Origin of the sequence: Herbidospora daliensis (assembly GCF_001570585.1) — a bacterium.
Lineage (GTDB): Bacteria > Actinomycetota > Actinomycetes > Streptosporangiales > Streptosporangiaceae > Herbidospora > Herbidospora daliensis.
This window is the reverse complement of sequence record NZ_BBXF01000015.1, coordinates 36,695-61,783: the sequence shown is the minus strand read 5'-3', so window position 1 is coordinate 61,783 and position 25,089 is coordinate 36,695. Positions and strand designations below refer to the sequence as shown.

The following is a 25,089-nucleotide window of genomic DNA, read 5'->3' as shown; positions in this document are numbered from 1 at the left end:
GGGGTGGGCGGAGCCGTAACTGAATAGAAGAAGGTTCTTGTTCTTGGGTGGGGTGGGAGGAATGGTTTGAGGGCGGGTCGGTAGGGTTTCTCTGTGGCGAATCGGGTGGTGTTGGGGGTTTCCGCGGGGATCGCGGTCTATAAGGCATGTGAACTTCTTCGGTTGTTTACCGAATCGGGGCATTCTGTCCGTGTTGTGCCTACACGGGATGCTTTGCGGTTTGTGGGGGAACCGACGTGGGCGGCGCTTTCCGGGAATCCCGTTTCCGCTGAGGTGTGGGATTCGGTGGAGGAGGTGCCGCATGTCCGGATCGGGCAGGACGCCGATCTTCTCGTGGTGGCGCCGGCCACCGCCGACATCCTCGCGAAGGCCGCGCATGGGCTGGCCTCCGATCTGCTGACCAACACGTTGCTCACGGCCCGGTGTCCGGTCGTGTTCGCGCCGGCGATGCACACCGAGATGTGGGAACATCCGGCGACTCAGGCCAACGTCGCGACTCTGCGCGCGCGGGGGGCCGTCGTGATCGAGCCCGCCGTCGGGCGGCTGACCGGGGCCGACACCGGCAAGGGGCGGTTGCCTGATCCTTCGGCGATCTTCCAGGTCTGCCGGGCGGTGCTCGCGGGGGCGGGGGCCGATCTCGCGGGGCGGCGGGTCGTGGTGTCCGCCGGGGGGACTCGGGAGGCCATCGATCCGGTGCGGTTCATCGGGAACCGCTCGTCGGGATTGCAGGGGTATGCGCTGGCTCGGGTCGCGGCGGCGCGGGGGGCTGCGGTCACGCTCGTGGCGGCCAATGTCGCGCTGCCCGACCCCGCGGGGGTGGACGTCGTGCGGGTCGAGTCGGCGTTGCAGCTCAGGGATGCGGTGATCGACGCCGTGGCCGAGGCCGACGCGGTGGTCATGGCGGCGGCGGTGGCGGACTTCCGGCCGGTGGCGCCCCGGCTCAGCAAGATCAAGAAGACTGGGGACGAGCCCGAGGCCATCCGGCTGACCAAGAATCCGGACATCCTGGCGGAGCTGGGGGAGCGGCGGCGGGCGGGGGAGAAGTCGCCGCGAGTGATCGTCGGGTTTGCGGCCGAGACCGACGACGTGCTGGCCAACGGGCAGGCCAAGCTGGCCCGGAAGGGGTGTGACCTGCTCGTCGTCAATCAAGTGGGGGAGAACCTCGCCTTCGGGACGCCCGACAACGCGGCGACCGTTCTGGTGGCCGACGGTGAGCCGGTGGAGATCCCTCGCGGGCCCAAGGACGATCTCGCAGGGGTCGTCTGGGATCTGATCGCGGCGCGGCTGGTGTAACGCGCCGGTTCGCGGGACAAAGAGGGAATGGGGCCCATAAAAGGCTCGTTTGGCTCTCCGGGCACATGAAGGAGATGGCCATGCCCGTGTCCGCCGCGATCCGGGAACGCTGCCGCGCCCTGCTTCCGCCGGGCGAGGACCTGCGCTATGTCTTCCCGGCCTACGCCGACGGCGGCGGCTATCTCGTCGTGGTGACCGACCGGTCGATCACCGTCCTGGCCACGAAGGTGTTCGGGCGGCACGAACCCGCGTCGGTGTGGGCCCGCCACCCCCGGCGCACCCGGCTCGGGCCGGTCGACTTCTCGCCGGGGCCCGTCATCGAGCTCGGCGGCGTGTCGTTCGAGGTCGCCGACGAGTACGTCGCCGTCGTCGGGGCGGCCGACGCCGAGGCGTTCGCCCCGGGCGACCTGCCGAGGGATCCGCTACCCGACTTGTAACGTGAGACGGTTTCGCGGGGGTGACGGTCGTCCGGCTACACTCAGCGAAGCCATTTAGCCGTCAGCAGCCGCTGCATGAGGAGCCACGAGTTGTCCCGTCGCCTGTTCACCTCCGAGTCGGTCACCGAGGGCCACCCCGACAAGATCGCCGACCAGATCAGTGACGCGATCCTCGACGCCATGCTCAAGGACGACCCCAAGAGCCGTGTCGCCGTCGAGACGATGATCACCACCGGCCAGGTCCACGTCGCCGGTGAGGTGACGACGGAGACCTACGTCGACATTCCCGGCGTCATCCGCGAGAAGATCCTCGAGATCGGCTACGACGCCTCCCACAAGGGATTCGACGGCGCCTCCTGCGGCGTCTCGGTCTCCATCGGCGCCCAGTCGCCCGACATCGCGCAGGGCGTCGACGACGCCATCGAGCACCGCGAGGAGCAGCAGGGCGACGACCTCGACCGCCAGGGCGCCGGCGACCAGGGCCTCATGTTCGGGTACGCCTGCCGTGAGACCCCCGAGCTGATGCCGCTGCCGATCACGCTCGCCCACCGCATGGCCCGCCGCCTGTCGGAGGTCCGCAAGAACGGCACCGTGCCCTACCTGCGCCCCGACGGCAAGACCCAGGTCACCATCGAGTACGACGGCGACAAGCCCGTCCGCCTCGACACCGTCGTCGTGTCGACCCAGCACGCTCCCGAGATCGACCTCAAGGAGATGCTGACCCCCGACATCCGCGAGCACGTCGTCGAGCCGGTCCTGGCCGACCTCGACATCGTGGTCGAGGGCTACCGCCTGCTGGTCAACCCGACCGGCCGCTTCGAGATCGGCGGCCCCATGGGCGACGCCGGCCTCACCGGCCGCAAGATCATCGTCGACACCTACGGCGGCATGGCCCGCCACGGCGGCGGCGCCTTCTCGGGCAAGGACCCGTCGAAGGTCGACCGCTCCGCCGCCTACGCCATGCGCTGGGTCGCCAAGAACATCGTCGCCGCCGGCCTCGCCGACCGCGCCGAGGTCCAGGTCGCCTACGCCATCGGCAAGGCCCAGCCCGTCGGTGTCTTCGTCGAGACCTTCGGCACCGAGACCGTCGAGATCGCCGCCATCCAGGCCGCCGTGCTCCAGGTCTTCGACCTGCGCCCGGCCGCGATCATCCGCGACCTCGACCTGCTCCGCCCGATCTACTCCGAGACCGCCGCCTACGGCCACTTCGGCCGCGACGGCTTCTCCTGGGAGTCGACCGACCGCGCCGGTGCGCTCCGCGCCGCCGCCGGTCTGTAGTTTTCCCCAGATCCCCGGGCTCCGGCCCGGGGATCTTTTGGTTGCTGCTAGGACTTGGGCCTTGTGAGCGAGGGTTCGCAGGAGGCGCTGATCGCGCTTCCCTCCGACGCGACCTCCCCGGCAGCCCGAGGGAGGGCCGCAGGCGCGCCCGAACCTGCCGCTTCGCTGCCGGTGGCGCGGGTCGTGGTCGACAATCCGCTGCCTCATCTCGATCGGCCCTTCGACTACCTGGTGCCTCTTTCCCTGGACGAGGTCGCGCTGCCTGGAGTTCGGGTTCGGGTGCGCTTTGCCGGGAAGCTGACCGATGCCTTTTTGCTGGAGCGGGTGGAGTCCAGTTCGCATCAGGGGGCGTTGCTCTTTCTTGAGCGGGTGATCTCGCCTGAGCGGGTGCTGACCGCGGAGATCGCCGCGCTGGCGCGGGCGGTGGCCGACCGGTATGCGGGGACGTTGTCCGACGTGCTGCGGCTGGCGATTCCGCCGAGACACGCGCGGGCTGAGGCGGCGGCGGTGTCTCCTTCGCGGCGGGGGGTTACGGCGGCGATCGGGGCGGTCGGCGGCGCGGGGGCGTCGGGGGCCGATGGGACGAATGCCGATATTTCCGGTTCTGCGGGCGTGGGCTTGCCGGTGGAACGGGGGGCTGGGCAGGAGCGGTCGTCGGGCGCCGAAATTTCCGGTGGTTCTGCGGGTATGCCGTCTTCGTCGGGTCGGGAGTTGCCGTCGGGTGGGAGGCCGCTTGGTGTTTCTTCCGATGCGGTGGATGTGACGTCTTCGTCCCAGGGGGATGCGGGTCACGAGCGGACATCGGCTGGGTCGCTTGGTGCGAGTCACGAACCTTCCAGCGGTCCCGTGGGTGTGGCGTCTTCGCCGGTTTTGGGACGGCCGATGGGTGGGGTGCACCTTGGGGTTTCGGGTGGCTCTGTGGATGTGGCGTCTTCACCTCAAGGGGAGGAGGGTCACGATCGGACGTTGAACGGGTCGGTCGGGTCGGCCGGGGCGAATCCGGTGTTCTCCAGCGATCCTGCGATTGCGGCGTCTTCTCCGCAGGGGGATGTGGGTGGCGAGCAGACGTCAGCCGGGATGCTCGGGGCGAATCCTGGGGCTTCCGGCGTCGGTGCAGTTTTGGCGTCTTCGCCTCAACCGGTGTCTTCGCCTCGTGGGGAAGCGGGTCACGAGCGGTCGTCGGGTGGGTTGAATCCGGAAATTCCCGGCGGATCTGCGGAGGAGTTCTCGCCACCGGAGGATGCGGATGGCGAGCGGACGTCGGCTGGGTCGCTTGGTGCGAGTCGCGAAATTTTCGGCGTTCGGGCGGTTGCGGCGTCTTCGTCTCAGGGTGACATCGGTCGCGAGCGGCCGTCGGTTGGATCGGTTCCGGCGAGTCTGGCGAGTCCGGCGAGTCTGGCGACTTCTGGCCGCCCTGCGGATGGTTTGTCTTCGCCGCTAGGGGAGGTGGGTCCCGAGTCGTCGACTGAGTCCGTCGGGGTGAGTCAGGAAATATCTGGTAGTTCGGCGGATGTGGCGTCCTCGCGGCAAGAGGGCTCAGGTCAGGAGCCGTCGTTGGGCGGTGCTCATCCTGAGATGTCCGGTGGTTCGGGGTCTTCGTCGCGGGGGGTCGAGGGGTGGTCGTCGGGCGGGGCGTATCCCGAAATTTCCGGTGATTCTGCGGATGTGGTCCCCTCGCAACAGGATGGCGTGCGTCCCGACTGGAGTAGTGGCTACTGGGGCGCCTATCCCGCTGGGCCCGCGTTCTGCGCCGCGCTGTATGAAGGGCGGCCGGTGCGGGCCGTTTGGACGGCCCTACCTGGTGGGCCGCCCACTTGGCCGCAGGCCGTGGCAGAAGCCGTCGGGGCTACCGTGGCCGCCGGGCAAGGAGCCGTGGTCGTGGTTCCCGACGGTAAGGACGTCGCCATGGTCGACGCCGCTCTCGCCGACATCCCCCACGTCGCCATCACCGCCGACCTCGGGCCCGCCGAACGTTATCGGCGATGGCTCAAGGTGCTGCGCGGCGAGGTAGGGGTCGCGGTGGGGAACCGGGCCGTGGCGTTCGCGCCGGTGCGGGATCTCGGGCTCGCGGTTCTCTGGGACGACGGGGACGACCTGCACTCCGAGCGCCTCGCGCCCTATCCGCACGCCCGGGAGGTCCTGGCGACGCGGGTCCACGCGGCCGGTGCGGCGATGCTCATCGGAGGGTATGCGCGGACCGCCGAAGGGACGCGGCTGATCGCCACCGGGTGGGCGAAGCCGCTGACCGCCGCCCGGGAGGACGTCCGGCGGCGGGCACCCCGCGTGCGGGCGGCCGGGGACGACGCCGAGCTCCACCGTGACGAGGCGGCCCGGGCGGCGCGGTTGCCGAGCATCGCCTGGCGGGCGCTCAAGGCGGGGCTGGAGAGCGGGCCGGTGCTCGTGCAGGTGCCGAGGCGGGGATATCTCCCTGCGTTGAATTGTTTGGGATGCCGCAGCCGGGCGCAGTGTTCGGCCTGTTCCGGGCCGCTGGCGCTGACCAACGGGCACGCGGCGCCCTACTGCCGCTGGTGCGGCCGGATCGCCGGAGACTGGCGGTGCTCCAACTGCGGGTCTCCCCGGCTGCGAGCGGCCGTCGTGGGAGCGCGCAGGACGGCCGAGGAACTGGGGCGGGCGTTCCCGTCGACTCGGGTCACCACGTCGGGGCGTGACGGGGTGCTCGCTTCGGTGCCCGACGCGCCGGCGCTCGTGGTCGCGACTCCCGGCGCGGAGCCCGTCGCCGAAGGGGGATATGCCGCCGCCGCGCTGCTCGACGGGTGGGCGATGCTCAGCAGGCCCGATCTGCGGGCCGGTGAGGAGGCGCTCCGTCGGTGGCTGAACGCCGCAGCGCTCGTGCGGGCCGGCGGAGAGGTGGTTGTGCTCGCCGACGCGCAGGCGCCGGTCACCCAGGCGCTGGTGCGGTGGGATCCCGTCACGCACGCCGAGCGTGAGCTCCGCGACCGGGCCGAGCTCGGGTTCCCGCCCGTCACTCAGGTCGGTACGCTCACCGGGTCCCCTGCGGCGATCCGCGAGATGCTCGGGCTGATGACCCTTCCGGAGGGGGTCGAGGTGCTGGGGCCGGTTCCAGTGGGGCGTACCGGCGAGGAACGGGCGGTGCTCAGGGCGGCGCGGTCGCGGGGGGCCGAACTGGTCAGGGTCCTCAAGGGCGCGGCCGGGGTCAGGTCGGCACGCAAGGCCGCCGAGGTCGTGAAGATCGACATCGATCCGCTCGATCTCCTGTGATCACGCGTGATCTCAAGGGCGAAGACCTCACGGTGTTCGTCGGCCCGCGTCGCCTACGACGCCCCGAGTTCACCGATCATCGCCTGCGACCACCCGAGCTCGCCGATCGTCTCCTACGACGACCCGAGGTCGCCGATCGTCGGCCACGACGCCCCGAGTTCGCCGACTGTCACTACCGGAGTGATTACCGGAGTGCCTACCGGGGCGCACCCGAGTTCACCGATCGTCGCCTAGGGCGGCCCCAGCTTGCCGATCTTTGCTTACGACGACCCACGTTCGCCGATCGTCGATTGCGACTATTGGAGGCCGTCGACCGTCACGTGTGGCTACCCGAGGTCGCCGATCGTCGCCTGCGACCACCCGAGCTCGCTGATCGTCTCTTGCGACTAGCGGAGGCCGTCGACCGTCACGTGTGGCTACCGGAGCTCGCCGATCGTCGCCTGCGACCACCCAAGTTCGCTGATCGGCGCCTGCGACTACTGGAGGCCGTCAACCGTCGGCTGTGACCACTCGAGCTCGCCGATCGTCGCTTGCGACGGCCTACGTTCGCCGATCGTTGCCTGCGGCTACTGGAGGCCGTCGACTGTCACCTCTGACTACCGGAACTCGCCGGTCGTCGTGGACCATGCCGAGTTACCTGCGGTGGTGGCATCTTCGGGTTCTGTTAAGACCAGAGTGTCGTCACTTGACCAAGGGTAAGAGCGCTTCCCTCTCTGTCGGGATTCCGGTTCTAATCCGGCAAAAGGATCGCGAGTCGCGGCAATTCTGTCGTTGTGCGCCCGGAAGCCCGTCGATGACTCCACCTGAAGCGGATCCCGCTTGCGTGCATTGGCGGAACTCGAATGCATCAGCACGACAGAGGTCGAAATGGGCATCGTATGCGCCCTGGGCAAGCGGAGTCTTGCCGCCACGTGCTGCCGCGCTGGAGGCCGGGGTCGCCAAGGCCAACCCCGCATAGCCTGAGGCTGTATAGGCCAGCCTGTCAGTGTGTCGGCCGAGTCGATCGCCGCTGACGCAGGTACCCCGCGGAAACCTCCGCACGGTCCGCATGCTCGGCATCACAAGTCGCGCCGCAGGACGGTCCGAATCCCACGCGGAAACGTCGCCGGTTCCAAATGCCGAGCCCTTCGGCACAGACGCCGGCCCATGGATCTCACGTGATGCAGACGTGTTTCCGGCGTGCCGATAATCGACGCCGTGATTGGCTTCGGTTCCCGCCTACACGCCAGGCTCCAGGAAGAAAAACGCGCGATTTCGTCAAGGCCGGTCGCCCGCATATGCGGCCGGCCCAAGCGACGCCATTCCGGTTCCGAGCGCCGCGATGCGAGTGAGACCCCCTCGCGGGCCGGCCCGCCCCATGATCGCGAGCGCCCGCAGGCCCTTCGCGTGGGGTCGTCCAACGGCGTGAATTCGCGATGCGGTCAGTAACCCGTTAGCGTCTCCCTGTGTCGATCGAATGGGTGAACCGGGCCATCGATGGCCTGCGCGTGTGGGGGCACGAGAACGGCGTCACGCCCGATGTCGATGAGATCAGGCTGCTCTGCGACTACGCGAGTGACTACCTGGAGGTCGGGGCGCCGGGGGATTTCCGGCCCGCCACTTTCGAGGAACTGCTGCTGGAGATCTACCCCCGCAAGGTGATCACCCCGCCCGACAGCGCGCCGGGGACCGTCTTGGCCGCCCGCTCGCTCGTCGACTTCCTGGCGGCGACCGGGGAGATCGACGGCACGACCGCCGCCGAGATGCGGGGCACGCTCGACCGGGTGGGGCCGCTGATGCCGGCCGCGCTGGCCGACTCGTCCAAGTTCGGCATGGCCAAGAGCATTTTCAGCGTCATCGGGGCCGACACCTTCGAGCTCATCGAGCCGGGGGTCGACGACGCCGCGCCGCGGCTCGGGCAGGGGCGCAGCCTCACCCTCGACGAAGACTGCGACTGTCCCGGCTGCGCGCCGCTGCCGCCGGTGCGGCTGGCGGCGCCGGGCGAGGTCGCCGCGATGGTGCGGCGGGTGCCGCTGCTGCGCGACGCCCACACCGTTGTCGCCTGGATGGTGGGCAGCGGGGCTACCGCGACTACCCGCAAGGCCCTCCGGGTCAAAGACGCCAAGGAGCTCGCGGGGCGCGGGGTGGCGCGGCCCGCCGTCGCCTGGGGGCTGGCGCTGGAGCTCGGGCTCGCCGAGCTCGACGGCGTCCAGGTCAGTGCCGAGGCCGGCTTTCGGGCCCTTGCCGAGCGGGCCGACGAGGACGTGCTCGACCTCTGGGTCGGGCTGGTCGAGTTCCTCGGCGAAGACCGGGGCGAGGTCACCGGGTCGGCGGTGGTCGACAAGGAGGTCTACGCCATCCACGACCTGCTCTACCGGCTCCAGGTGCCCGTCCCGGTCGAGGCGGTGGGTGACTACCTCAGCGAGGTGGCCGACGACGGGCCGGTGGGCGACCTGACCGAGGCCCTCGAAGGGCTCGTCGCGGCCGGCACGGTCGCCATCACCGACGAAGGTCTCATGCTGACCCCCCACGGCATGTGGGGCATCCGCGAGATGTACGCCGAACTCGGCCTCGACGCGCCCATCGCGCCCGACCTGGCCGAGGGCGACGCGAGCGGGCTCATCGCGGGGCTGCTGTCCGACGGGATCACGCCCGAGGCGGCCGAGCCCGACATCGTGCGCTGGCTGGGCGCGCGGTCGCCCGCCGAGGCGGCGGGGGAGCTGCTCGAAGCGGTCGTCGGGGCGCCCGCCGAGGTGCGCGGGGTGGCCGTCACGATCGTCGACCGGCTGGGGTTCGAGGCCGAGCCCGCCGTCCGGCGCTACCTGTCCGACCAGGAGCTTCGGCCCCACGTCATCCACTGGTTGTCGGCCCGCCGGCTGGGCGCGCCGCCGATGACCGACGACGAGATGCTCTGGGTCAGCGTCGACATGCTCGCCCTGGCGATCCCGGCCGCCGAGGCCGATCCCGAGTCGTTCGCCGAGAACATGGCCGCCTCCGGGCCGTCGCCCGAGGTGATCGAGGACATGTGGAAGGTGGAGCACCCCGACGTCGTGCAGGTGCTTGAATTGCTCGGGCACACCCTGCCTGACCGCAACGCCGCCAAGGCCGCCAGGAAGGCCGCCTTCAAGGCTCGTTCGCGGGGTATCAGGTAACCAGTGTGGAGTAAGTTGCAGGAATGCCAGGTTCAGCGATCCTCGACAGCGACGTGCTCACCTTCCCGCCGGTCGAGCTGGCGCTCGACGACGAGCTCGCCGCTCAGGTGCGGGCGGTCTCCCTGGTACGCGACGCGGCCCGCCTCGCCGCCTGGACCGGCACCCGCCCCGTCGCCGACGATCACAACCTGCTGCCGGGCGACGCCGCGCAGGTCGTCCACGACCTCGGCCTGAAGGCCGACCGGCTGCGGCTGCTGTGGATCGTGGCGGTCAACGGCCGCCTGATCGAGATCACCCCTGAGGGCGCCCGGCCGGGCCCGGGGGTGCGCGACACGATGGAGTTCTGGGACGGCGTCGTCATGGACGTGCTCGACCGGACCGACGAGCAGGGCTTGACCGGCTCGGCCGTCGTCGACGAGCACCTGACCGAGATCCTGGCGACGATGTACTCGGTGCGCGAGGGCATGGCGGTGCCGCTGCTGACGACCGGCATCCTGCAGGCCCACGAGGTCGGCTGCGAGGCCGGGCTCCAGGAGCTGCGGCGGCTGCGGCTGGCGCTGCCCACCGAGCTGGCCGCGGCGATGGAGCTGCTGGCCTACTGCGGGCTGATCGAACCGGCGGGGGCCGACTCGGTGCGGCTCACCCCGATCGGCGTCTGGGCGGTCCGCCGCGACCTGCTGCGCGAGGGCCACGACGCCCCCTCGCTGAGCGAGATCGAGGGCCTGGCCCTGCTGACCGCCGGCGAGCTCATCGACGCGCTGATCGCCGGCAAGGCGTCGGCCAGCGCGGCGAGCCTGTGGCTGGAGCGGCGGGCGCCCGAGGAGGCGGCCCGCGACCTCATCAAGATCGCCGCGACCGGCAACGCCGCCCAGCGCGGCACCGCCGGCACCATCCTCGAAGAGCTCGGCCCCGAGGCGGCCCCGGCCGTGCGCGAGGCGCTCGACGAGCCGCTGATGTGGCGCTACGCCGCCGCCTGGCTGGGCGTGCGCGACTTCGACGCCCCCGCGCTCGGTGAGGCCGACGGCGCGTGGGTGGCCGTCGACACCCTGGCCGCCCTGCTCTACCTGGGCGCCCCGGCCAAGGGCGGCGACCTCGACGTGCTCGGCGACGACCTGCTCAGCCTGGTGCCGATCATGGGTGCGGCCGACCATCCCGACGCGCTGGCGGTGCTCGAACTGCTCGGCAAGAACCACCCCGACGTCGTGGTCGCCAAGGCCGCCCGCAAGGCGGCGATGAAGACCCGGTCGCGCTAAGAGGGCCCTTAAACTGGGCTGATCCCTAGTCCAAGGAGCCTTCTGGTGGCAGTTCAGCCGATCCGCCTGTTCGGCGACCCCGTGTTGCGCACTCCGGCGGAGCCGGTGAAGACCTTCGACAAGGAACTGCGCAAGCTCGTCAAAGACCTGACCGACACGATGATGGACGCCCCGGGCGCGGGCCTGGCCGCTCCGCAGATCGGCGTCGGGCTCCGCGTCTTCACCTACAACATCGACGACGTCGTCGGCCACCTGGTGAACCCGGTCCTCGACCTCGGCGACGAGTGCGACGAAGACGGCGAGGAGGGCTGCCTGTCCTTCCCCGGCCTGGCCTTCCCGACGCCGCGCGCGATCCGGGCGGTCGCCAGGGGCTTCAACATGCACGGCGACCCGGTCACGATCGAGGGCACCGACCTGATGGCCCGCTGCCTCCAGCACGAGACCGACCACCTCGACGGCATCCTGTTCGTCGACCGCATGGACGCCAGGCAGCGCAAGCTCGCCATGAAGGCGGTCCGGCAGGCCGAGTGGAGCGGTCTGGCCGCCCCCGTCGTCAAGTTCTCGCCGCACGCCACGTTCGGGAGGGCGATCTAGTGCGTCTCGTCTTCGCGGGCACCCCCGAGACCGCGCTCCCGTCGCTGAAGGCGCTGCTGGCCTCCCGCCACGAGGTGGCGGCCGTGGTGACCCGGCCCGACGCCCAGTCGGGGCGGGGCCGGCAGTTCCATCCCAGCCCGGTCGCCGAGCTCGCCGCCGAGGCGGGCGTCGAGGTGCTGAAGCCCGCGAAGGCCGGCGACCCGGCGTTCCTCGACCGGCTGCGCGAGATCGCGCCCGACTGCTGCCCGGTGGTCGCCTACGGCGCGCTGCTGCCGCAGGCGGCGCTCGACATCCCGGTCCACGGCTGGGTCAACCTGCACTTCTCGCTGCTGCCGGCCTGGCGCGGCGCGGCCCCCGTCCAGCACGCCGTGCTCCACGGCGACGAGATCACCGGCGCGGCCACCTTCCGCATCGTCAAGGAGCTCGACGCCGGCCCGGTGTTCGGCGTGGTCACCGAGGAGATCCGGCCGTCCGACACGAGCGGCGAGCTGCTGGCGCGGCTGGCCGAGTCGGGCGCGGGCCTGTTGGCCGCCACGATCGACGGCATCGACGACGGCTCCCTCGAAGCGCGCCCGCAACCCGCCGAGGGCGTCAGCCTGGCGCCCAAGATCCAGGTCGACGACGCCCGGGTCGACTGGACCGCCCCCGCCCTCCGCGTCGACCGTCTCATCCGGGCCTGTACGCCCAATCCCGGCGCCTGGACCGAGTTCCGGGGCCACCGCCTCAAACTCGGCGCGACCACCCCGGCGCCCGACGCCGAGAAGCTCGCGCCGGGCGAGATCCGCGTCCAGAAGAACCGCGTCTGGGTCGGCACGGCCAGTCACCCCGTGCTCCTCGGCGAGGTGCGGGCCGAGGGGAAGAAGCCGATGACGGCGGGCGATTGGGCCCGTGGTGCCCGGATCGGGGAAGGCGACCACCTCAGCTGAGCTACCCTGAATGATCGCTCGCCACCACCGACCAAAGGCAACCGCCAGATGACGAACCGGGGCAACAACCCCTCAGGACGGGCCCGCTCCACCGCTCGGCGCGGCGGCCCCCCGAGGCCCCCCAAGCCCGTCCGTGACGAGGCGAGAAACGCGGCGTACGACCTGATGAGGGCCGTCGACGAGCGCGACGCCTACGCCAACCTGCTGCTGCCGCAGATGTTGCGCCAGCGTGACATCACCGGCCGCGACGCCGCCCTCGCGACCGAGCTGGCCTACGGCACCCTGCGGGGTCTGGGCACCTACGACGAGGTGATCGCCGCGTGCAGCGACCGCCCGCCGGAGGAGATCGACCCGCCGCTCCTCGACGCCATGCGCCTGGGCGTCCACCAGCTGCTGCGCACCCGCATCCCGGCCCACGCCGCCGTCAGCGCCACGATCGACCTGGTCCGGCTGCGGGTCGGCCAGGGGCCGTCGCGGTTCGCCAACGCGATCCTGCGCAAGGTCAGCCAGCGTTCGCTCGACGAGTGGCTGAAGGCCGTCGCGCCGCCGGTCGAAGACGACCCGATCGGCCATCTCTCCGTCACCTACAGCCACCCGCAGTGGATCGTCACCGCTCTGCGTGACGCCGTCGGCGGCTCGGTCGACGAGACCGCCAAGGTCCTGGAGGCCGACAACGAGCGGCCCCGCGTGGCCCTGGTGGCGCGGCCGGGCCGGGCCACGATCGACGAGCTCGTCGACGCCGGCGCCGAGCCCGCCCCCTACTCGCCCTACGGCGCCTACCTGACCGAGGGCGACCCCGGCCAGCTCAAGGCGGTCGGCGAACAGCGCGCCGCGGTGCAGGACGAGGCGAGCCAGCTCGTCGCCCTCGCGCTGACCCGGGTGCCGCTCGACGACCGCGACGGCACCTGGCTCGACATGTGCGCGGGTCCCGGCGGCAAGGCGGGCCTGCTCGACGCGATCGCCACGCAGACCGGCGCGCGGCTGCTCGCGGGCGACGCGCAGGAACACCGGGCCCGGCTGGCCTGGCAGGCGACCAAGGAGGCCGCCGTCGTGGTGGCCGACGGCGCCAACCCGCCCTGGCGGGAGGGGGTGTTCGACCGCGTCCTGCTCGACGCGCCGTGCACCGGCCTGGGGGCGCTGCGGCGCCGTCCGGAGGCCCGGTGGCGGCGGGACCAGCGCGGCATCCCCGAGCTCACCGCGCTCCAGCGCACGCTGCTGCGGTCGGCGCTGCGGGCGGTCCGGCCGGGCGGCGTGGTCGCCTACGTGACCTGCTCGCCGCACATCGCCGAGACGCGGGCCGTCGTGGGCGACATGGCCGAGCTGGCCGAGACCCTCGACGCGCGCTCGTTCCTGCCCGAGGTCCCGGGCCTCGGCGACGGTCCCTACGCCCAGTTCTGGCCGCACCGCCACGGCACCGACGCGATGTTCCTGGCGCTGCTCAGACGTCGCGACGCCTGAACAGGACGAACGCGACCACCAGCACCAGGGCCGTGTAGCCCGCGAAGACGCCGAAGCCCTGCCACGGAGGCAGGGTGACCGGCGTCTCGCGGGTGGTCAAGATGGCGCTCCCGGCCGCCGGGGGCAGGAACTTCTGGACGGTACGCCCCCAGTCCTCCGGCAGGAACACCCCGAAGATCGGCGCGACGAACAGCACCCCGAGCACCGACGTGATCGCCCCGGCGGTGTGCCGCACGATCGCCCCGGCGCCGAGCGAGATCAGCGCGATCAGCGTCAGGTAGAGCCCGCCGCCGGTGACCGCCCGCAGCACCTCGGGGTCGCCGATCCCGACGCCGAGCCGCCGCATCGAGAAGACCGCCTGCGAGGCGAAGAACGCGGCGAACGACGAGATCAGCCCCACGGCCAGCGCGACGACGGCCAGCACGACGGCCTTGGCGGCCAGCAGCCGCGACCGGCGCGGCACGGCCGACAGCGAGGTCCGCATGAGCCCCGACGAGAACTCGGTCGACACCACCAGCACCCCGAGCACGCCCAGGGTGATCACCCCGAAGTTCAGCCCGGCCAGCCCGTAGGCGACCGGGTCGAAGGCCAGCCGGGCCCGGAACCCGAGCCGGTCGTACGACAACGTGTACGCCAGCGCCAGCAGCGACGACAACCCCACGGTGACCACGACGGTGGCGAACATGCTCCACAACGTCGACCGCACGGTCCAGATCTTGATCCACTCCCCGGCCACGGCCCCCGCGAAGCCGGCCCGCCGCAGGGTCATCCACCGCCCCCGTGGTATTCGACGCTGTCGGCTGTCAGGCGCATGAACGCCTCCTCCAGCGACGGGTGGACGGCCGCCAGCTCGTGCACCCGGATCCCGTTCCGGTGGGCGAGGTCGCCGACGTCGGCGGGCGTGACCCCGTACACGAGAAGGGCGTTGTCGGCGGGACGGGCCTGCCACCTCTCGGCGGCGACGGCCCTGACGAGGGCCGGCAGGTCGGGGGAGCGGACCCGCACGTGGCTCGCGGGGATGAAGTCGGCCACCGGGGTGTCGGCCAGGATCCGGCCCCGGCCGATCACGATCAGGTGCCCGGCGGTGACCGCCATCTCCGACATCAGGTGGCTGGAGACGAACACGGTCCGCCCTTCGGCCGCCAGCGACTGCATGAGCCGCCGGATCCACAGGATGCCCTCGGGGTCAAGCCCGTTGACCGGCTCGTCGAACATCAGGATCGCGGGGTCGCCCAGCAGGGCGGCGGCGATGCCGAGCCGCTGGCCCATGCCGAGCGAGTAGCCCTTGGCGCGTTTCCCGGCGACGTCGTGCAGGCCGACGATGTCGAGCACCTCGCGGACCCGCCGTTTGGGGATGCCGTTGGTGCGGGCCAGGAAGCGCAGGTGGTCGTAGGCCGACCGGCCGCCGTGCCACGCCTTGGCCTCCAGCAGCGCGCCGACCTCGCGCAGCGGCACGGGCAGGTCGCGGTAGCGGCGGCCGTTGACGGTGACCGAGCCGGAGGTGGCCCGGTCGAGGTCGAGGATCAGCCGCATCGCGGTCGACTTGCCCGCGCCGTTCGGGCCGAGGAAACCCGTCACCACACCCGGCCGGACCGTGAAATCGGCGTGATCGAGGGCGGTCCTCCCGCCGTAGACCTTGGTCAGGCCGGCTGCGCTGATCATGGTTCGAGGCTAGTTTGCGCAGATCATCCGCAGGTTCATGAGGGGACAAAACCTTGCCGCGTAGACTGCGGCGTCATGGCCGTACAGATCTCGCCCAGCATCTTGTCCGCTGATTTCGCCCGACTGGCCGACGAGGCCGCCCGGGTCGCCGGGGTGGCCGACTGGCTCCACGTCGACGTGATGGACAACCACTTCGTGCCCAATCTGACCCTCGGCCTGCCTGTGGTGGAGGCGCTGCTGAAGGCGGTCTCGACGCCGGTCGACTGCCACCTGATGATCGACGACCCCGACCGCTGGGCCGTCGGCTACGCCGAGGCGGGCGCCAAGAGCGTGACCATCCACGCCGAGGCCGCCAAGGCCCCCGTACGCACCCTCCGGGCGATCCGCAAGGAGGGCGCGCGGGCGGGCTTCGCGCTGAACCCGGCGACGGCCGTCGACGCCTACGAAGACCTGCTGCCCGAGATCGACATGCTGCTGCTGATGACCGTCGAACCGGGGTTCGGCGGGCAGCCGTTCCTCGACGGGGTGCTGCCGAAGATCCGCCGGGCCCGGCAACTGGTCTCCAAGCACGGCCTGGAGGTCTGGATCCAGGTCGACGGCGGGGTGGCCGACGAGACCATCGAGCGCTGCGCCGAGGCGGGCGCCGACGTCTTCGTGGCCGGGAACGCCGTCTACGGCCGCGACGACCCCGCCGGGGCGGTGCAGGCCCTTCGTGCGCTCGCCGAGGGGGCGTAGCGTGAGGTCATGAACCAAGACGGGCTGTTCGGCCCCGGTTCGGTCACCTGGCGGGTGATGGCGGAGCCGGTGTTGTTCGTGGGCGGCTTCCGGGCCCTGCTGATGCAGGGCCTCCACCCGCGCGCGATGCGCGGGGTGATCCAGAACTCGGCCCTGTTCGATCCCTCCGAGGCGTGGGCGCGGTTCCTGCGCACCACCGAGTTCGTCCGGGTCCGCACCTACGGCAGCGCCGCCGAGGTCGACAAGGCGGCGAGCCGGGTCCGCAGGATCCACGCCACCCTGACCGCCTACGATCCCGACGTCGGCGACCGCTACCACCTCGACGAACCCGACGCGCTGCGCTGGGTGCACGTCGGGGAGGTCGACTCCTACCTGTCCACGGCCCGTCGCGCCGGGGTGCCCCTGACCGACGACGAGGCCGATCTGTTCGTGTACGAATGGCGCCGCGCCGCCGAGGTCGTCGGCCTGTCACCCGACGAGGTGCCCCACTCGGTGGGCGAGCTACGCGACTTCATCGACGGCGAACGGCCGAAGTTGCGGTTCGTGCCCGAGGCGCCCCACCCGCTGCTGATGTCGCTGAACCCGCCGCTGCCGGCCCGGCTCACCCTGATCAAGCCGATCTTCCCGTGGATCACCGCCGTGGCCTTCGCCAGCCTGCCCCGATGGGCCCGCCGCCTCTACGGCCTGCCCGCCACCCCGTTCGGCGACGTGTGGGCGACGATGACGCTGCGCACCGTGCGGACCGGCCTGAACGCGGTGCCGAGGGCACTGCGACCGGCGCCACATTGACGCCGCCCGGAACCGTCGTGGCAGACTGGGAATAACTTGTGTAGGCAACAGCCTTTACGCAATTCGTAGAAAGCAATGCGTGCTCCGGGGTCGGTGAAAGTCCGAACCGGCGGTGACAGTCCGCGACCCGGCCGAATCCATCGGCCGGTTGACCTGGTGGAATTCCAGGACCGACGGTGAAAGTCCGGATGGGAGGCAGCACGCGGCGGGCGGGTCCCTCCATGGGCGCGTCCGTCTTCGGGCACCTCCATGCCCATGCCCCGGAGCCCTGATTCTTGGGAAGGGACCGGGGTGGACGACCACTTCATGCGCCGGGCGATCGACCTCGCCGCGCGCGGGCTGGGCACGACGAGCCCGAATCCGGTGGTCGGGTGTGTGATCACTTCCGCCGGCGGCTCCGTCGTCGGCGAGGGCTTCCACGCCGCGGCCGGCGGCCCCCACGCCGAGGTCTGGGCCCTGCGCGAGGCCGGTGAGCTGGCCCGCGGCGGCACCGCCTACGTCACCCTCGAACCCTGCGACCACCACGGCCGGACCGGCCCCTGCTCCGAGGCCCTGCTGAAGGCCGGCGTCAAGCGGGTCGTCGTCGCGGTCCCGGATCCCAACCCCGTCGCGGCCGGCGGCCTCGACCGGCTGCGCCGCGCGGGGGTCGCCGTCGAGAGCGGGCTCCTTCGGGCGCAGGCGGAGCGGGGGAACGCCCACTGGCTGACGTACACGCGGCTGAACCGGCCCTTCGTCACGTGGAAGCTGGCCGCGACCCTCGACGGCCGGTCGGCCGCCGCCGACGGCACCAGCCGGTGGATCACCTCGCCCGAGGCCCGCGCCGACGTGCACCGGCTGCGCGGGCAGCACGACGCGATCATGGCCGGGATCGGCACCGTGCTGGCCGACGACCCCCACCTGACCGTCCGGCCCGGCCCCGCGAAACCCCTGCGCGTCGTCGTCGACAGCGAGGGCCGCACGCCCCCGCGCGCCAAGGTGCTCGACGACGCCGCCCCCACGCTGCTCGCCGTCGCGGCCGACGTCGCCCGCGAGGACGCCGTGCGCGTCCCGCGCGGCCCCCACGGCCTCGACCTGCCCGCCCTGCTGGCCGAGCTCCACCGCCGTCAGATCGTCAGCGTCTTCCTCGAAGGCGGCCCCACCCTCGCCGGGAGCTTCCTGCGCGCCGGTCTGGTCGACCGGGTCGTCGCCTATCTCGCGCCCGCGTTCCTCGGCGCGGGGGCCAGTGCTCTCGGCGACGCCGGGGTGACCGGGATCGGCGGCATCCACCGCTGGGAGTTCGACGACGTCGTCCCCATTGGACCGGACCTGCGCGTGACCGCGCGGCCGGCACCCCCGAAGGAGAACTGAGCATGTTCACCGGAATCGTCGAGGAACTCGGCCAGGTCGTCGCCGTCGACCCGCTCCCGCAGGCCGCCCGGCTCGCCTTCCGCGGGCCCCTGGTGACCCAGGACGCCAAGCACGGCGACTCGATCGCCGTGAACGGGGTCTGCCTGACCGTCGTCGCGGTCGACGACGGCGTCTTCACCGTGGACGTCATGAAGGAGACCCTCGACCGCAGCAGCCTCGGCGCGCTGAAGCCCGGTTCCCCCGTCAACCTGGAGCGCGCGGTCAGAGCCGACCAGCGGCTCGGCGGCCACATCGTGCAGGGCCACGTCGACGGGACCGGCGTCATCGTGAAACGCGAGCCCGACGAGCACTGGGAGGTCGTCACGATCTCGCTGCCCGCCGACCTGGCCCGCTACGTGGTGCACAAGGGCTCGATCACCGTCGACGGCGTGTCGCTCACGGTCGCGTCGGTCTCCGATGAGGAGTTCACCGTCAGCCTGATCCCGACCACGCTGGCGCTGACCACCCTCGGCTCGAAGGTCGCCGGCGACCCGGTGAACCTGGAGGCCGATGTCATCGCCAAGTACGTGGAGAAACTGGTGGCCCGGTGAACGCCACCTTCGAGGTCTTCGGGACGCCCGTCCTGTGGAGCGACCTCATCGGCAACGTCCTGGCCCTGGCCACGGTCCTGTTCGCCATCCGCCGCTCGCTCTGGACGTGGCCGGTCCAGCTCACCGCCTCGGTGCTGCTGCTGACCGCCTCGCTCGACGCCGGGCTGATCGGCAACGCGCTCAAGCAGGTCATGTTCGGCGTGCTGGCCGTCTACGGCTGGGTGCGCTGGAAGAGCCAGGGCGAGCAGCTGGCGGTGCGCACCGCGACGCCCGCCGAGCGGCTGTTCCTGACCGGGACCGTCGTCGCCGGGACCGCCCTCGTCGGCTGGTTCTTCTTCGTCACCGGGCTCTCGTGGGGCGCGCACGCGCCCCTTCCCGAGGGGTACTTCCTGGTGGCCGCCGACGCCTACATCTTCGTCGGCAGCGCGGTCGCGACCTGGGCCCAGGGCAGGGCGCTGACCGACTTCTGGCTCGTCTGGATCGCCGTCGACCTCGTCGGGGTGCCGCTGGCCTTCCGGTCGGGGCTGGTCGTCTCGGGAGCGGTGTACGCGGTGTTCTTCGTCCTGGTCCTCACCGGATTCGTGAACTGGCGCAAGCAGGAGGCGGTCGCAGTATGAACGACGACATCAGGCTCGACCCGATCGAACGGGCGATCGCCGACATCCGCGACGGCAAGCCGGTCGTGGTGGTCGACAACGAAGACCGCGAGAACGAGGGCGACCTCATCTTCGCGGCGTCCAAGGCCACGGCGCAGACGCTGGCCTTCACCATCCGGCACACCTCGGGCGTCATCTGCGTCGGCATGCGGGGCGACGACCTCGACCGGCTCGGGCTGCCGCTGATGGTGAACGACAACAAGGAGCGCATGCGGACGGCGTACACGATCAGCGTCGACGCCCGCGACGGGGTCAGCACCGGCATCAGCGCCGCCGACCGGGCGCGCACCATCCGCACCCTGGCCGACTCGGCCACCGAGCCGTTCGAGCTGGTCCGGCCCGGCCACATCTTCCCGCTGCGCTACCGCGACGGCGGCGTGCTGGTCCGGCCCGGCCACACCGAGGCCGCCGTCGACCTGGCCCGGCTCGCCGGCCTGACCCCCGCCGGGGCGCTGGCCGAGGTGACCAACGACGACGGCACCATGGCCCGGCTGCCCGAACTGCGCGCCTTCGCCGACGAGCACGACCTCGCGCTGGTCTCCATCGAGCAGCTCATCGAGTTCCGCCGCCGCACCGAGCGGGTGGTGACGCGGGTCGCCGAGACGTCCATCCCGAACCGCTACGGCATGTGGCGCGCCTACGGCTTCGCCAGCTCCCTCGACGGCGGCGAGCACGTCGCGCTCGTCTACGGCGACCTCGACGACGGCGAGAACGTGCTGGTCCGGGCCCACTCCGAGTGCATGACGGGCGACGTGCTCGGCTCGCTGCGCTGCGACTGCGGCGTGCAGCTCGACCACGCCATGGCCGCCATCGCCGCCGAAGGGCGGGGCGTGGTCGTCTACCTGCGCGGCCACGAGGGCCGCGGCATCGGCCTGCTGGCCAAGCTGCGCGCCTACGCCCTCCAGGACGACGGCCACGACACCGTCGACGCCAACCTCGAACTCGGCCTGCCGGTCGACGCCCGCGAGTTCTCCAACGCCGGCCAGATGCTCGGCGACCTCGGGGTCAAATCGGTGCGCCTGCTGACCAACAACCCCGCCAAGATGCGGGGGATGGACGGGTACGGCATCAAGGTCCTCGGCCGCGAGCCGATGCCGATCGCCGTGAACCCGTACAACGAGAAGTACCTGTACGCCAAGCGTGACCGTCTCGGTCACGAAATTCCTGAGGAGAACGCATGAGCGGCGTTGGACGGCCCGAGACGTGGCCGGTCGAGGCGCAGGGCCTGACGGTGGGCATCGTCGCGGCCAAGTGGCACGAGAAGATCACCGACCAGCTGGTCGAACGGGCCGTCGCGGCGGCCAAGGACTGCGGCGCGACCCCGACCGTGGTCCGGGTCGCCGGATCCCTGGAGATCCCCGTGGTGGCGCAGGCGCTCGCCCGCACCCACGACGCCGTCGTGGCGCTGGGCGTGGTCGTGCGCGGCAAGACGGCCCACTTCGAGTACGTCTGCGACTCGGTCACCAGCGGCCTGACCAGGGTCTCCCTCGACGAGTCGACGCCCGTCGGCAACGGGGTGCTGACGTGTGACAGCGTCCACCAGGCCGTCGAGCGGTCGGGTGTGCCCGGTTCGAAGGAGGACAAGGGCTACGAGGCGACCGTCGCGGCCCTGGAGACGGCGGTCCTGTTGCGCGGCCTCACGCCCGGATCGCGCTAACGTTCGGTTCCATGTTCCCGAGTGTTCCCGCGCCGCCCCTCCCCGTCGTCTGGCGCCCGAAGAGGGCCCGCGTCGTGGCCTACACGCTCGCGGCGGTCATGGTGGGCGGCGCGCTGATCCTGGCGGTCGTCCTCCCGGAGCAGTTCCACCTCCCCGACCGCATCGGGGTCTTCGTCTTCGGCTGCGCCGTCGCCTTCCTCCTCCACCTGCTGGGCCGCCTGCGCGTGGTGGCCGACGACGGCGGCGTGACCGTGGTCAACGCGGTGCGGGTCCACCGCTACGAGTGGGCCGAGATCCTCGGCGTCTCCCTCCCCGACGCCGAGCCCTGGCCCCACCTCGACCTCGCCGACGGAAGCGTCGTGGGCGCGATGGGCATCCAGGGCTCGGAGAAGGCACGGGCAGCCCGGGCGGTGGCGGAGCTGAACGCGCTGATAAAGATCAAGAGCGAGGCCCCCGACCACTAGGCGGCCTTGGCGACCAGGCCCCTCCTGCGCAGCTCGGGCAGCACCCCCTCGCCGAACCAGTAGGCCTCCTCCAGGTGCGGGTAGCCCGACAGGATGAACTCCGACGCCCCGTGGGCGGCGTACTCCTCCAGCAGGTCGGCCACCTCCGCGTGGCTGCCCACCAGCGCGGTGCCTGCCCCGCCGCGCACCAGGCCCACGCCCGCCCACAGGCCCGGGTGGATCTCCAGGTCGCGGGCCCTGCCGCTGTTGAAGCCCTCGTGCAGGGCCAGCATGCGCTTCTGGCCTACGGACTCGCTCGACGACAACAACGTGCGGGCCTTGGCGATGTCGCCGCTCGGGATGCGCTCCAGCAGGCGGCCCGCTTCGGCCCAGGCCGCTTCGCTGGTGTCTCTGGTGATGACGTGCAGGCGGACGCCGTACCGCAAGGTGCGGCCTTCGCGGGCGGCGAGCTCGCGGATCCAGCTCAGCTTCTCGCCGACCTGCGCGGGCGGTTCGCCCCACGTCAGGTAGACGTCGGCGTGCCGGGCGGCGACCGGGCCGGCCGCGCCGGAGGAGCCGCCGAAGTAGATCTCCGGGGTGGGTTCCGGCGGGGCGGCCACGCGGGCGTCGGCCACGTCGTAGTAGGCGCCGGTGAAGTCGAAGCCGCCCTGCCAGGCGCCCCGCACGACGCTGAGGAACTCGTCGGTACGGGCGTAGCGTTCGTCCTTGCTCAGATGGTCGCCGAAGCGGGCCTGTTCGGCCGTCTCGCCGCCGGTGACCACGTTCAGCAGCAGCCGGCCGCCCGACACGCGCTGGTAGGTCGCGGCCATCTGCGCGGCCAGCGTCGGGGAGAGCAGGCCGGGCCGGAACGCCACCAGGAACTTCAGCCGGGTCGTCACCTGGGTGAGGGCGGCCGTGACGAGCCAGGCGTCTTCGCACCAGGTGCCGGTCGGGGTCAGCACCGCCTCGAAGCCGACCTGTTCGGCCGCCTTCGCGATCTGGCCGAGGTACTCGACCGTCGGCGGGCGGTATTCGGCGTCGCCGTGGGTGCGGCCCAGGCCGTGGCCGCCGGCCACGATCGAGCGGCCGTCGCCGGTCGTCGGCAGGAACCAGTGGAACCTCACTGCGCGGCCCCCACGATGTCGTTGAAGCGCTGGTCGACGAAGCCGGCGAACTTCAGGCCGCCGGGGATGAGGCCCTCGGCGGAGAAGGCGTCGGCCATGTCCTGCTCCGAGGCGATCACCGCGTCGTCGATGACGATCGGCGAGGAGACCGCGTTGTCGACGGCCGCGTCGGCGACCTCCTGCGGCAGGCCGGTCTCGGCCGCCCACACCTTGGCCCATTCGGGCTTGTGGGTGAGGGCCCAGTCGCGGGCCTTGGCCAGGCGGGTGAGGTAGTCGCGGACCGCGTCGGTCTTGCTCTCGACCGCCTCGGGGGCGGCGACGGTGAAGTTCAGGCCGTTGACGTAGCCGGTGCCGTCGACCAGCACCTTCGCCTTGTGCTGGAGGATCGCCTGCGAGGTGAAGGGCTCCCAGATCGTCCAGGCGTCGACGGTGCCGCCGGAGAAGGCGGCCAGCGCGTCGGCGGGCTGGAGGTACTGCGGCTGGATGTCGGAGAAGGTCAGGCCCTCCTTCTTCAGCACCGACAGCAGGTGGTGGTGGGAGGAGCTGCCCTTGGCCACCGCGATCTTCTTGCCCTTCAGGCCGGCCGGGCTCGTGATGGTCGAGCCGGCCGGTACGACCACCGCCGCCCCCGTCACGTTCTGCTTGTAGGCCGCCACGATCTTGATCTTCGAGTTGGCCGCCGCCGCGAAGATCGGGGGCGTGTTGCCCACCCCGCCGATGTCGACGGCCCCGGCGTTGATCGCCTCCAGCAGCGGCGGACCCGACGTGAACTGGGCGAACGTGATCTTGTACGGGGCGCCGTCGAGCAGCCCGGCCGCCTTCAGCAGGGCCTGCGCCCCGGCCTTCTGGTCGCCGACGCGGAGCGTGACCGTGGCCCCCGAGGCGCCGGACTCCGCCGCCGGGGCGCCGCACGCGGCGGCGGCCAGCAGCAGGACGGCGGCCAGCAGTGCGCGTTTCATGATCTTCCTTCGGGTGAGACGCCGAGCGCGGCGAGCAGGGTGGTGCGGAGGGCGACCAGCTCGGGGTCCTCGCGGTGGCGGGGACGGCCGGCCGTGATGGAGACGTCGTGGGCGATGCGGCCCTCGTCGAGCACCAGCACCCGGTCGGCCAGCAGCAGCGCCTCGTCCACGTCGTGGGTGACCAGCAGGACGGCGGGGCGGTGCCGGGCCCACAACTCCAGCACGAGCTGGTGGACGGTGATCCGGGTGAGGGCGTCGAGGGCGGAGAAGGGTTCGTCCAGCAGCAGCAGTTCGGGTTCGCGGACCAGCGCGCGGGCCAGGCTCGCGCGCTGCGCCTCACCACCCGAGAGGGTCAGCGGCCAGGCGTCGGCGCGTTCGGCCAGCCCGACCTCGGCCAGCGCCTCCTTCGCCTTGGTGACGGGGGCGTCGAGCCCGAGGGTGATGTTGGCCAGCAGCCGCTTCCACGGCACCAGCCGGGGCTCCTGGAAGGCCACCGCGACCGAGCCGGTGACGTCGATCGTGCCGGTGACCTCGTGGTCGAGCCCGGCCAGCGCCCGGAGCAGGGTGGACTTGCCGGAGCCGCTGCGGCCCAGCAGGGCGGTGAACTCGCCGTCGCCCAGCACCAGGTCGAGCGAGTCGAGCACGACCCGGTCGCCGAACGCGCGTGCTACGCCAGAAAGCCGCGTCGCCATGCCAGCGCCCTCCTCTCCAGCAGCCGGACGATCGCGTCGGTGGCCAGGCCCAGCGCGCTGTAGACGAGCAGGCCGACCACGATCACGTCGGTGCGCAGGAACTCGCGGGCGTCGTTGATCATGTAGCCGAGGCCGGTGGTCGCGTTCACCTGCTCGGCCACGATCAGCGCCAGCCAGGCCACGCCGAGGGCCTGCCGCAGCCCGACGAGCGTCTGGGGCAGCGCGCCCGGCAGCACGATGTGCCTGATCAGCTGGCCGCGCGACAACTTCAGCGTGGTGGCGACCTCGGCGAGCTTGCCGTCGACGCCCCGGATGCCGGAGAAGGTGTTCAGGTAGAGGGGGAACGACACCGCCAGGGCCACCAGCAGGATCTTCGGCTCCTCGCCGATGCCGAACCAGAGGATGAACAGCGGGATGAGGCCGAAGAACGGCAGCGCCCGCAGCGCCTGCATGATCGGGTCGACCGCGTTCTCACCGGCCCGGCTCAGCCCGGCGACCAGGGCCAGCACGATCCCGGCCGTGCCGCCGACCAGGAAGCCGATCAGCACCCGCTGGAGGGAGACCCCGATCGCGGTCGGCAGCGTGCCGGCCTGGGTCAGTTCGACGGCGGTGGAGGCGATGTCGGCCGGTGCGGCCAGGAGGCGTTCGGGGAGCAGGCCGGTGGCGCTGGCGATCTGCCAGACCACGAGCAGGGCCAGGGGGCTCAGCCAGCGATGCCACGCGGTGACGCGGCGCCGGGGCCCTTTCGGCGTGGCGCGCGCCTTCTCGATCGGGCGCGCCAGCTCGACGACGGACATACGGGAACCTCGCAGAGAGCGGTGAGTG

At 71.6% G+C, this 25,089-nt stretch carries 22 protein-coding genes, 2 pseudogenes and 1 riboswitch; of the genes and pseudogenes, 18 read left to right on the top strand and 6 right to left on the bottom strand.

The window, feature by feature from the left end; genetic code table 11:
- Positions 1-93 precede the first annotated feature (93 nt).
- From coaBC to AW274_RS38440, 10 genes and pseudogenes are all read left to right on the top strand, one after another.
- Positions 94-1,293 carry a bifunctional phosphopantothenoylcysteine decarboxylase/phosphopantothenate--cysteine ligase CoaBC gene (coaBC, locus tag AW274_RS38480; RefSeq protein ID WP_062444186.1) on the top strand — a complete coding sequence of 400 codons (1,200 nt, stop codon included), beginning with the start codon at positions 94-96 and terminating at the stop codon, positions 1,291-1,293.
- A gap of 80 nt (positions 1,294-1,373) precedes the next feature.
- On the top strand, positions 1,374-1,730 hold the full coding sequence (locus tag AW274_RS38475; RefSeq protein ID WP_062342747.1) for a hypothetical protein: 357 nt from the start codon (positions 1,374-1,376) through the stop codon (positions 1,728-1,730).
- 90 nt (positions 1,731-1,820) lie between these two features.
- Positions 1,821-3,008 (top strand): methionine adenosyltransferase, encoded by a 1,188-nt coding sequence (gene metK, locus AW274_RS38470; protein WP_062444184.1) that lies wholly within the window; start codon positions 1,821-1,823, stop codon positions 3,006-3,008.
- A 63-nt stretch (positions 3,009-3,071) separates the two neighbouring features.
- A pseudogene (locus tag AW274_RS41635) lies at positions 3,072-3,509 on the top strand (primosomal protein N' family DNA-binding protein); the annotation flags it as partial.
- A gap of 1,194 nt (positions 3,510-4,703) precedes the next feature.
- Positions 4,704-6,248, top strand: a pseudogene (locus tag AW274_RS38465) (primosome assembly protein PriA); the annotation flags it as partial.
- A 1,445-nt stretch (positions 6,249-7,693) separates the two neighbouring features.
- On the top strand, positions 7,694-9,379 hold the full coding sequence (locus AW274_RS38460; protein WP_062444175.1) for a hypothetical protein: 1,686 nt from the start codon (positions 7,694-7,696) through the stop codon (positions 9,377-9,379).
- 23 nt (positions 9,380-9,402) lie between these two features.
- Positions 9,403-10,632, top strand: coding sequence for a hypothetical protein (locus AW274_RS38455; protein WP_198169606.1), 1,230 nt, complete (start codon positions 9,403-9,405; stop codon positions 10,630-10,632).
- Between the two features lie 45 nt (positions 10,633-10,677).
- Positions 10,678-11,226 (top strand): peptide deformylase, encoded by a 549-nt coding sequence (gene def / locus AW274_RS38450; protein WP_062444171.1) that lies wholly within the window; start codon positions 10,678-10,680, stop codon positions 11,224-11,226.
- Positions 11,226-12,152, top strand: a complete 927-nt coding sequence (gene fmt / locus AW274_RS38445) for a methionyl-tRNA formyltransferase (protein ID WP_062444168.1) — start codon at positions 11,226-11,228, stop codon at positions 12,150-12,152. The genes def and fmt overlap by 1 nt, the downstream gene beginning before the upstream one ends.
- A 48-nt stretch (positions 12,153-12,200) precedes the next feature.
- Positions 12,201-13,610, top strand: coding sequence for an RsmB/NOP family class I SAM-dependent RNA methyltransferase (locus tag AW274_RS38440; protein ID WP_062444165.1), 1,410 nt, complete (start codon positions 12,201-12,203; stop codon positions 13,608-13,610).
- On the opposite strand, the gene AW274_RS38435 is transcribed toward AW274_RS38440, so the two are convergent.
- Positions 13,591-14,379, bottom strand: a complete 789-nt coding sequence (locus AW274_RS38435; RefSeq protein WP_062444161.1) for an ABC transporter permease subunit — start codon at positions 14,377-14,379, stop codon at positions 13,591-13,593. The two genes, AW274_RS38440 and AW274_RS38435, sit on opposite strands and share 20 nt — an antisense overlap.
- Positions 14,376-15,272 (bottom strand): ATP-binding cassette domain-containing protein, encoded by an 897-nt coding sequence (locus tag AW274_RS38430; protein ID WP_062444158.1) that lies wholly within the window; start codon positions 15,270-15,272, stop codon positions 14,376-14,378. Before AW274_RS38430 ends, AW274_RS38435 begins: the two co-directional genes overlap by 4 nt.
- 75 nt (positions 15,273-15,347) lie before the next feature.
- On the opposite strand from AW274_RS38430, the gene rpe reads away from it, so the two are divergent.
- The 8 genes from rpe (at position 15,348) to AW274_RS38390 (ending at position 21,510) form a co-directional block, all read left to right on the top strand.
- Positions 15,348-16,007, top strand: coding sequence for a ribulose-phosphate 3-epimerase (gene rpe, locus AW274_RS38425; RefSeq protein WP_062444155.1), 660 nt, complete (start codon positions 15,348-15,350; stop codon positions 16,005-16,007).
- 9 nt (positions 16,008-16,016) lie between these two features.
- The gene (locus AW274_RS38420; RefSeq protein ID WP_062444152.1) at positions 16,017-16,796 is read left to right on the top strand and encodes an oxygenase MpaB family protein; all 780 of its coding nucleotides are present in this window, start codon (positions 16,017-16,019) and stop codon (positions 16,794-16,796) included.
- Between the two features lie 75 nt (positions 16,797-16,871).
- A riboswitch (FMN riboswitch) is annotated at positions 16,872-17,002 on the top strand.
- Between the two features lie 85 nt (positions 17,003-17,087).
- Complete coding sequence (gene ribD / locus AW274_RS38415) at positions 17,088-18,143, top strand: bifunctional diaminohydroxyphosphoribosylaminopyrimidine deaminase/5-amino-6-(5-phosphoribosylamino)uracil reductase RibD (protein WP_232320697.1); 1,056 nt, start codon at positions 17,088-17,090, stop codon at positions 18,141-18,143.
- A gap of 2 nt (positions 18,144-18,145) precedes the next feature.
- Entirely contained in the window at positions 18,146-18,733 is a 588-nt protein-coding gene (locus tag AW274_RS38410; protein ID WP_062444149.1) for a riboflavin synthase, read from the top strand.
- Positions 18,730-19,350 (top strand): nicotinamide mononucleotide transporter family protein, encoded by a 621-nt coding sequence (locus tag AW274_RS38405; protein WP_062444141.1) that lies wholly within the window; start codon positions 18,730-18,732, stop codon positions 19,348-19,350. Before AW274_RS38410 ends, AW274_RS38405 begins: the two co-directional genes overlap by 4 nt.
- Positions 19,347-20,570: a bifunctional 3,4-dihydroxy-2-butanone-4-phosphate synthase/GTP cyclohydrolase II gene (locus AW274_RS38400; RefSeq protein WP_062444138.1), complete on the top strand. Its 1,224-nt coding sequence runs from the start codon at positions 19,347-19,349 to the stop codon at positions 20,568-20,570. Before AW274_RS38405 ends, AW274_RS38400 begins: the two co-directional genes overlap by 4 nt.
- On the top strand, positions 20,567-21,046 hold the full coding sequence (ribH, locus tag AW274_RS38395; RefSeq protein ID WP_062444137.1) for a 6,7-dimethyl-8-ribityllumazine synthase: 480 nt from the start codon (positions 20,567-20,569) through the stop codon (positions 21,044-21,046). The genes AW274_RS38400 and ribH overlap by 4 nt, the downstream gene beginning before the upstream one ends.
- 11 nt (positions 21,047-21,057) lie before the next feature.
- Positions 21,058-21,510: a PH domain-containing protein gene (locus AW274_RS38390; RefSeq protein ID WP_062444136.1), complete on the top strand. Its 453-nt coding sequence runs from the start codon at positions 21,058-21,060 to the stop codon at positions 21,508-21,510.
- Here AW274_RS38390 and AW274_RS38385 read toward each other — a convergent pair.
- From AW274_RS38385 to AW274_RS38370, 4 genes are read right to left on the bottom strand one after another with little or no spacing between them, the layout of a single operon-like run.
- The gene (locus tag AW274_RS38385; RefSeq protein WP_062444131.1) at positions 21,507-22,613 is read right to left on the bottom strand and encodes an LLM class flavin-dependent oxidoreductase; all 1,107 of its coding nucleotides are present in this window, start codon (positions 22,611-22,613) and stop codon (positions 21,507-21,509) included. The genes AW274_RS38390 and AW274_RS38385 overlap by 4 nt on opposite strands.
- The gene (locus tag AW274_RS38380; RefSeq protein WP_062444130.1) at positions 22,610-23,572 is read right to left on the bottom strand and encodes an ABC transporter substrate-binding protein; all 963 of its coding nucleotides are present in this window, start codon (positions 23,570-23,572) and stop codon (positions 22,610-22,612) included. The genes AW274_RS38385 and AW274_RS38380 overlap by 4 nt, the downstream gene beginning before the upstream one ends.
- Positions 23,569-24,264, bottom strand: a complete 696-nt coding sequence (locus tag AW274_RS38375) for an ABC transporter ATP-binding protein (protein WP_062444128.1) — start codon at positions 24,262-24,264, stop codon at positions 23,569-23,571. Before AW274_RS38375 ends, AW274_RS38380 begins: the two co-directional genes overlap by 4 nt.
- On the bottom strand, positions 24,240-25,061 hold the full coding sequence (locus AW274_RS38370; RefSeq protein ID WP_062444127.1) for an ABC transporter permease: 822 nt from the start codon (positions 25,059-25,061) through the stop codon (positions 24,240-24,242). The genes AW274_RS38375 and AW274_RS38370 overlap by 25 nt, the downstream gene beginning before the upstream one ends.
- Positions 25,062-25,089 lie beyond the last annotated feature (28 nt).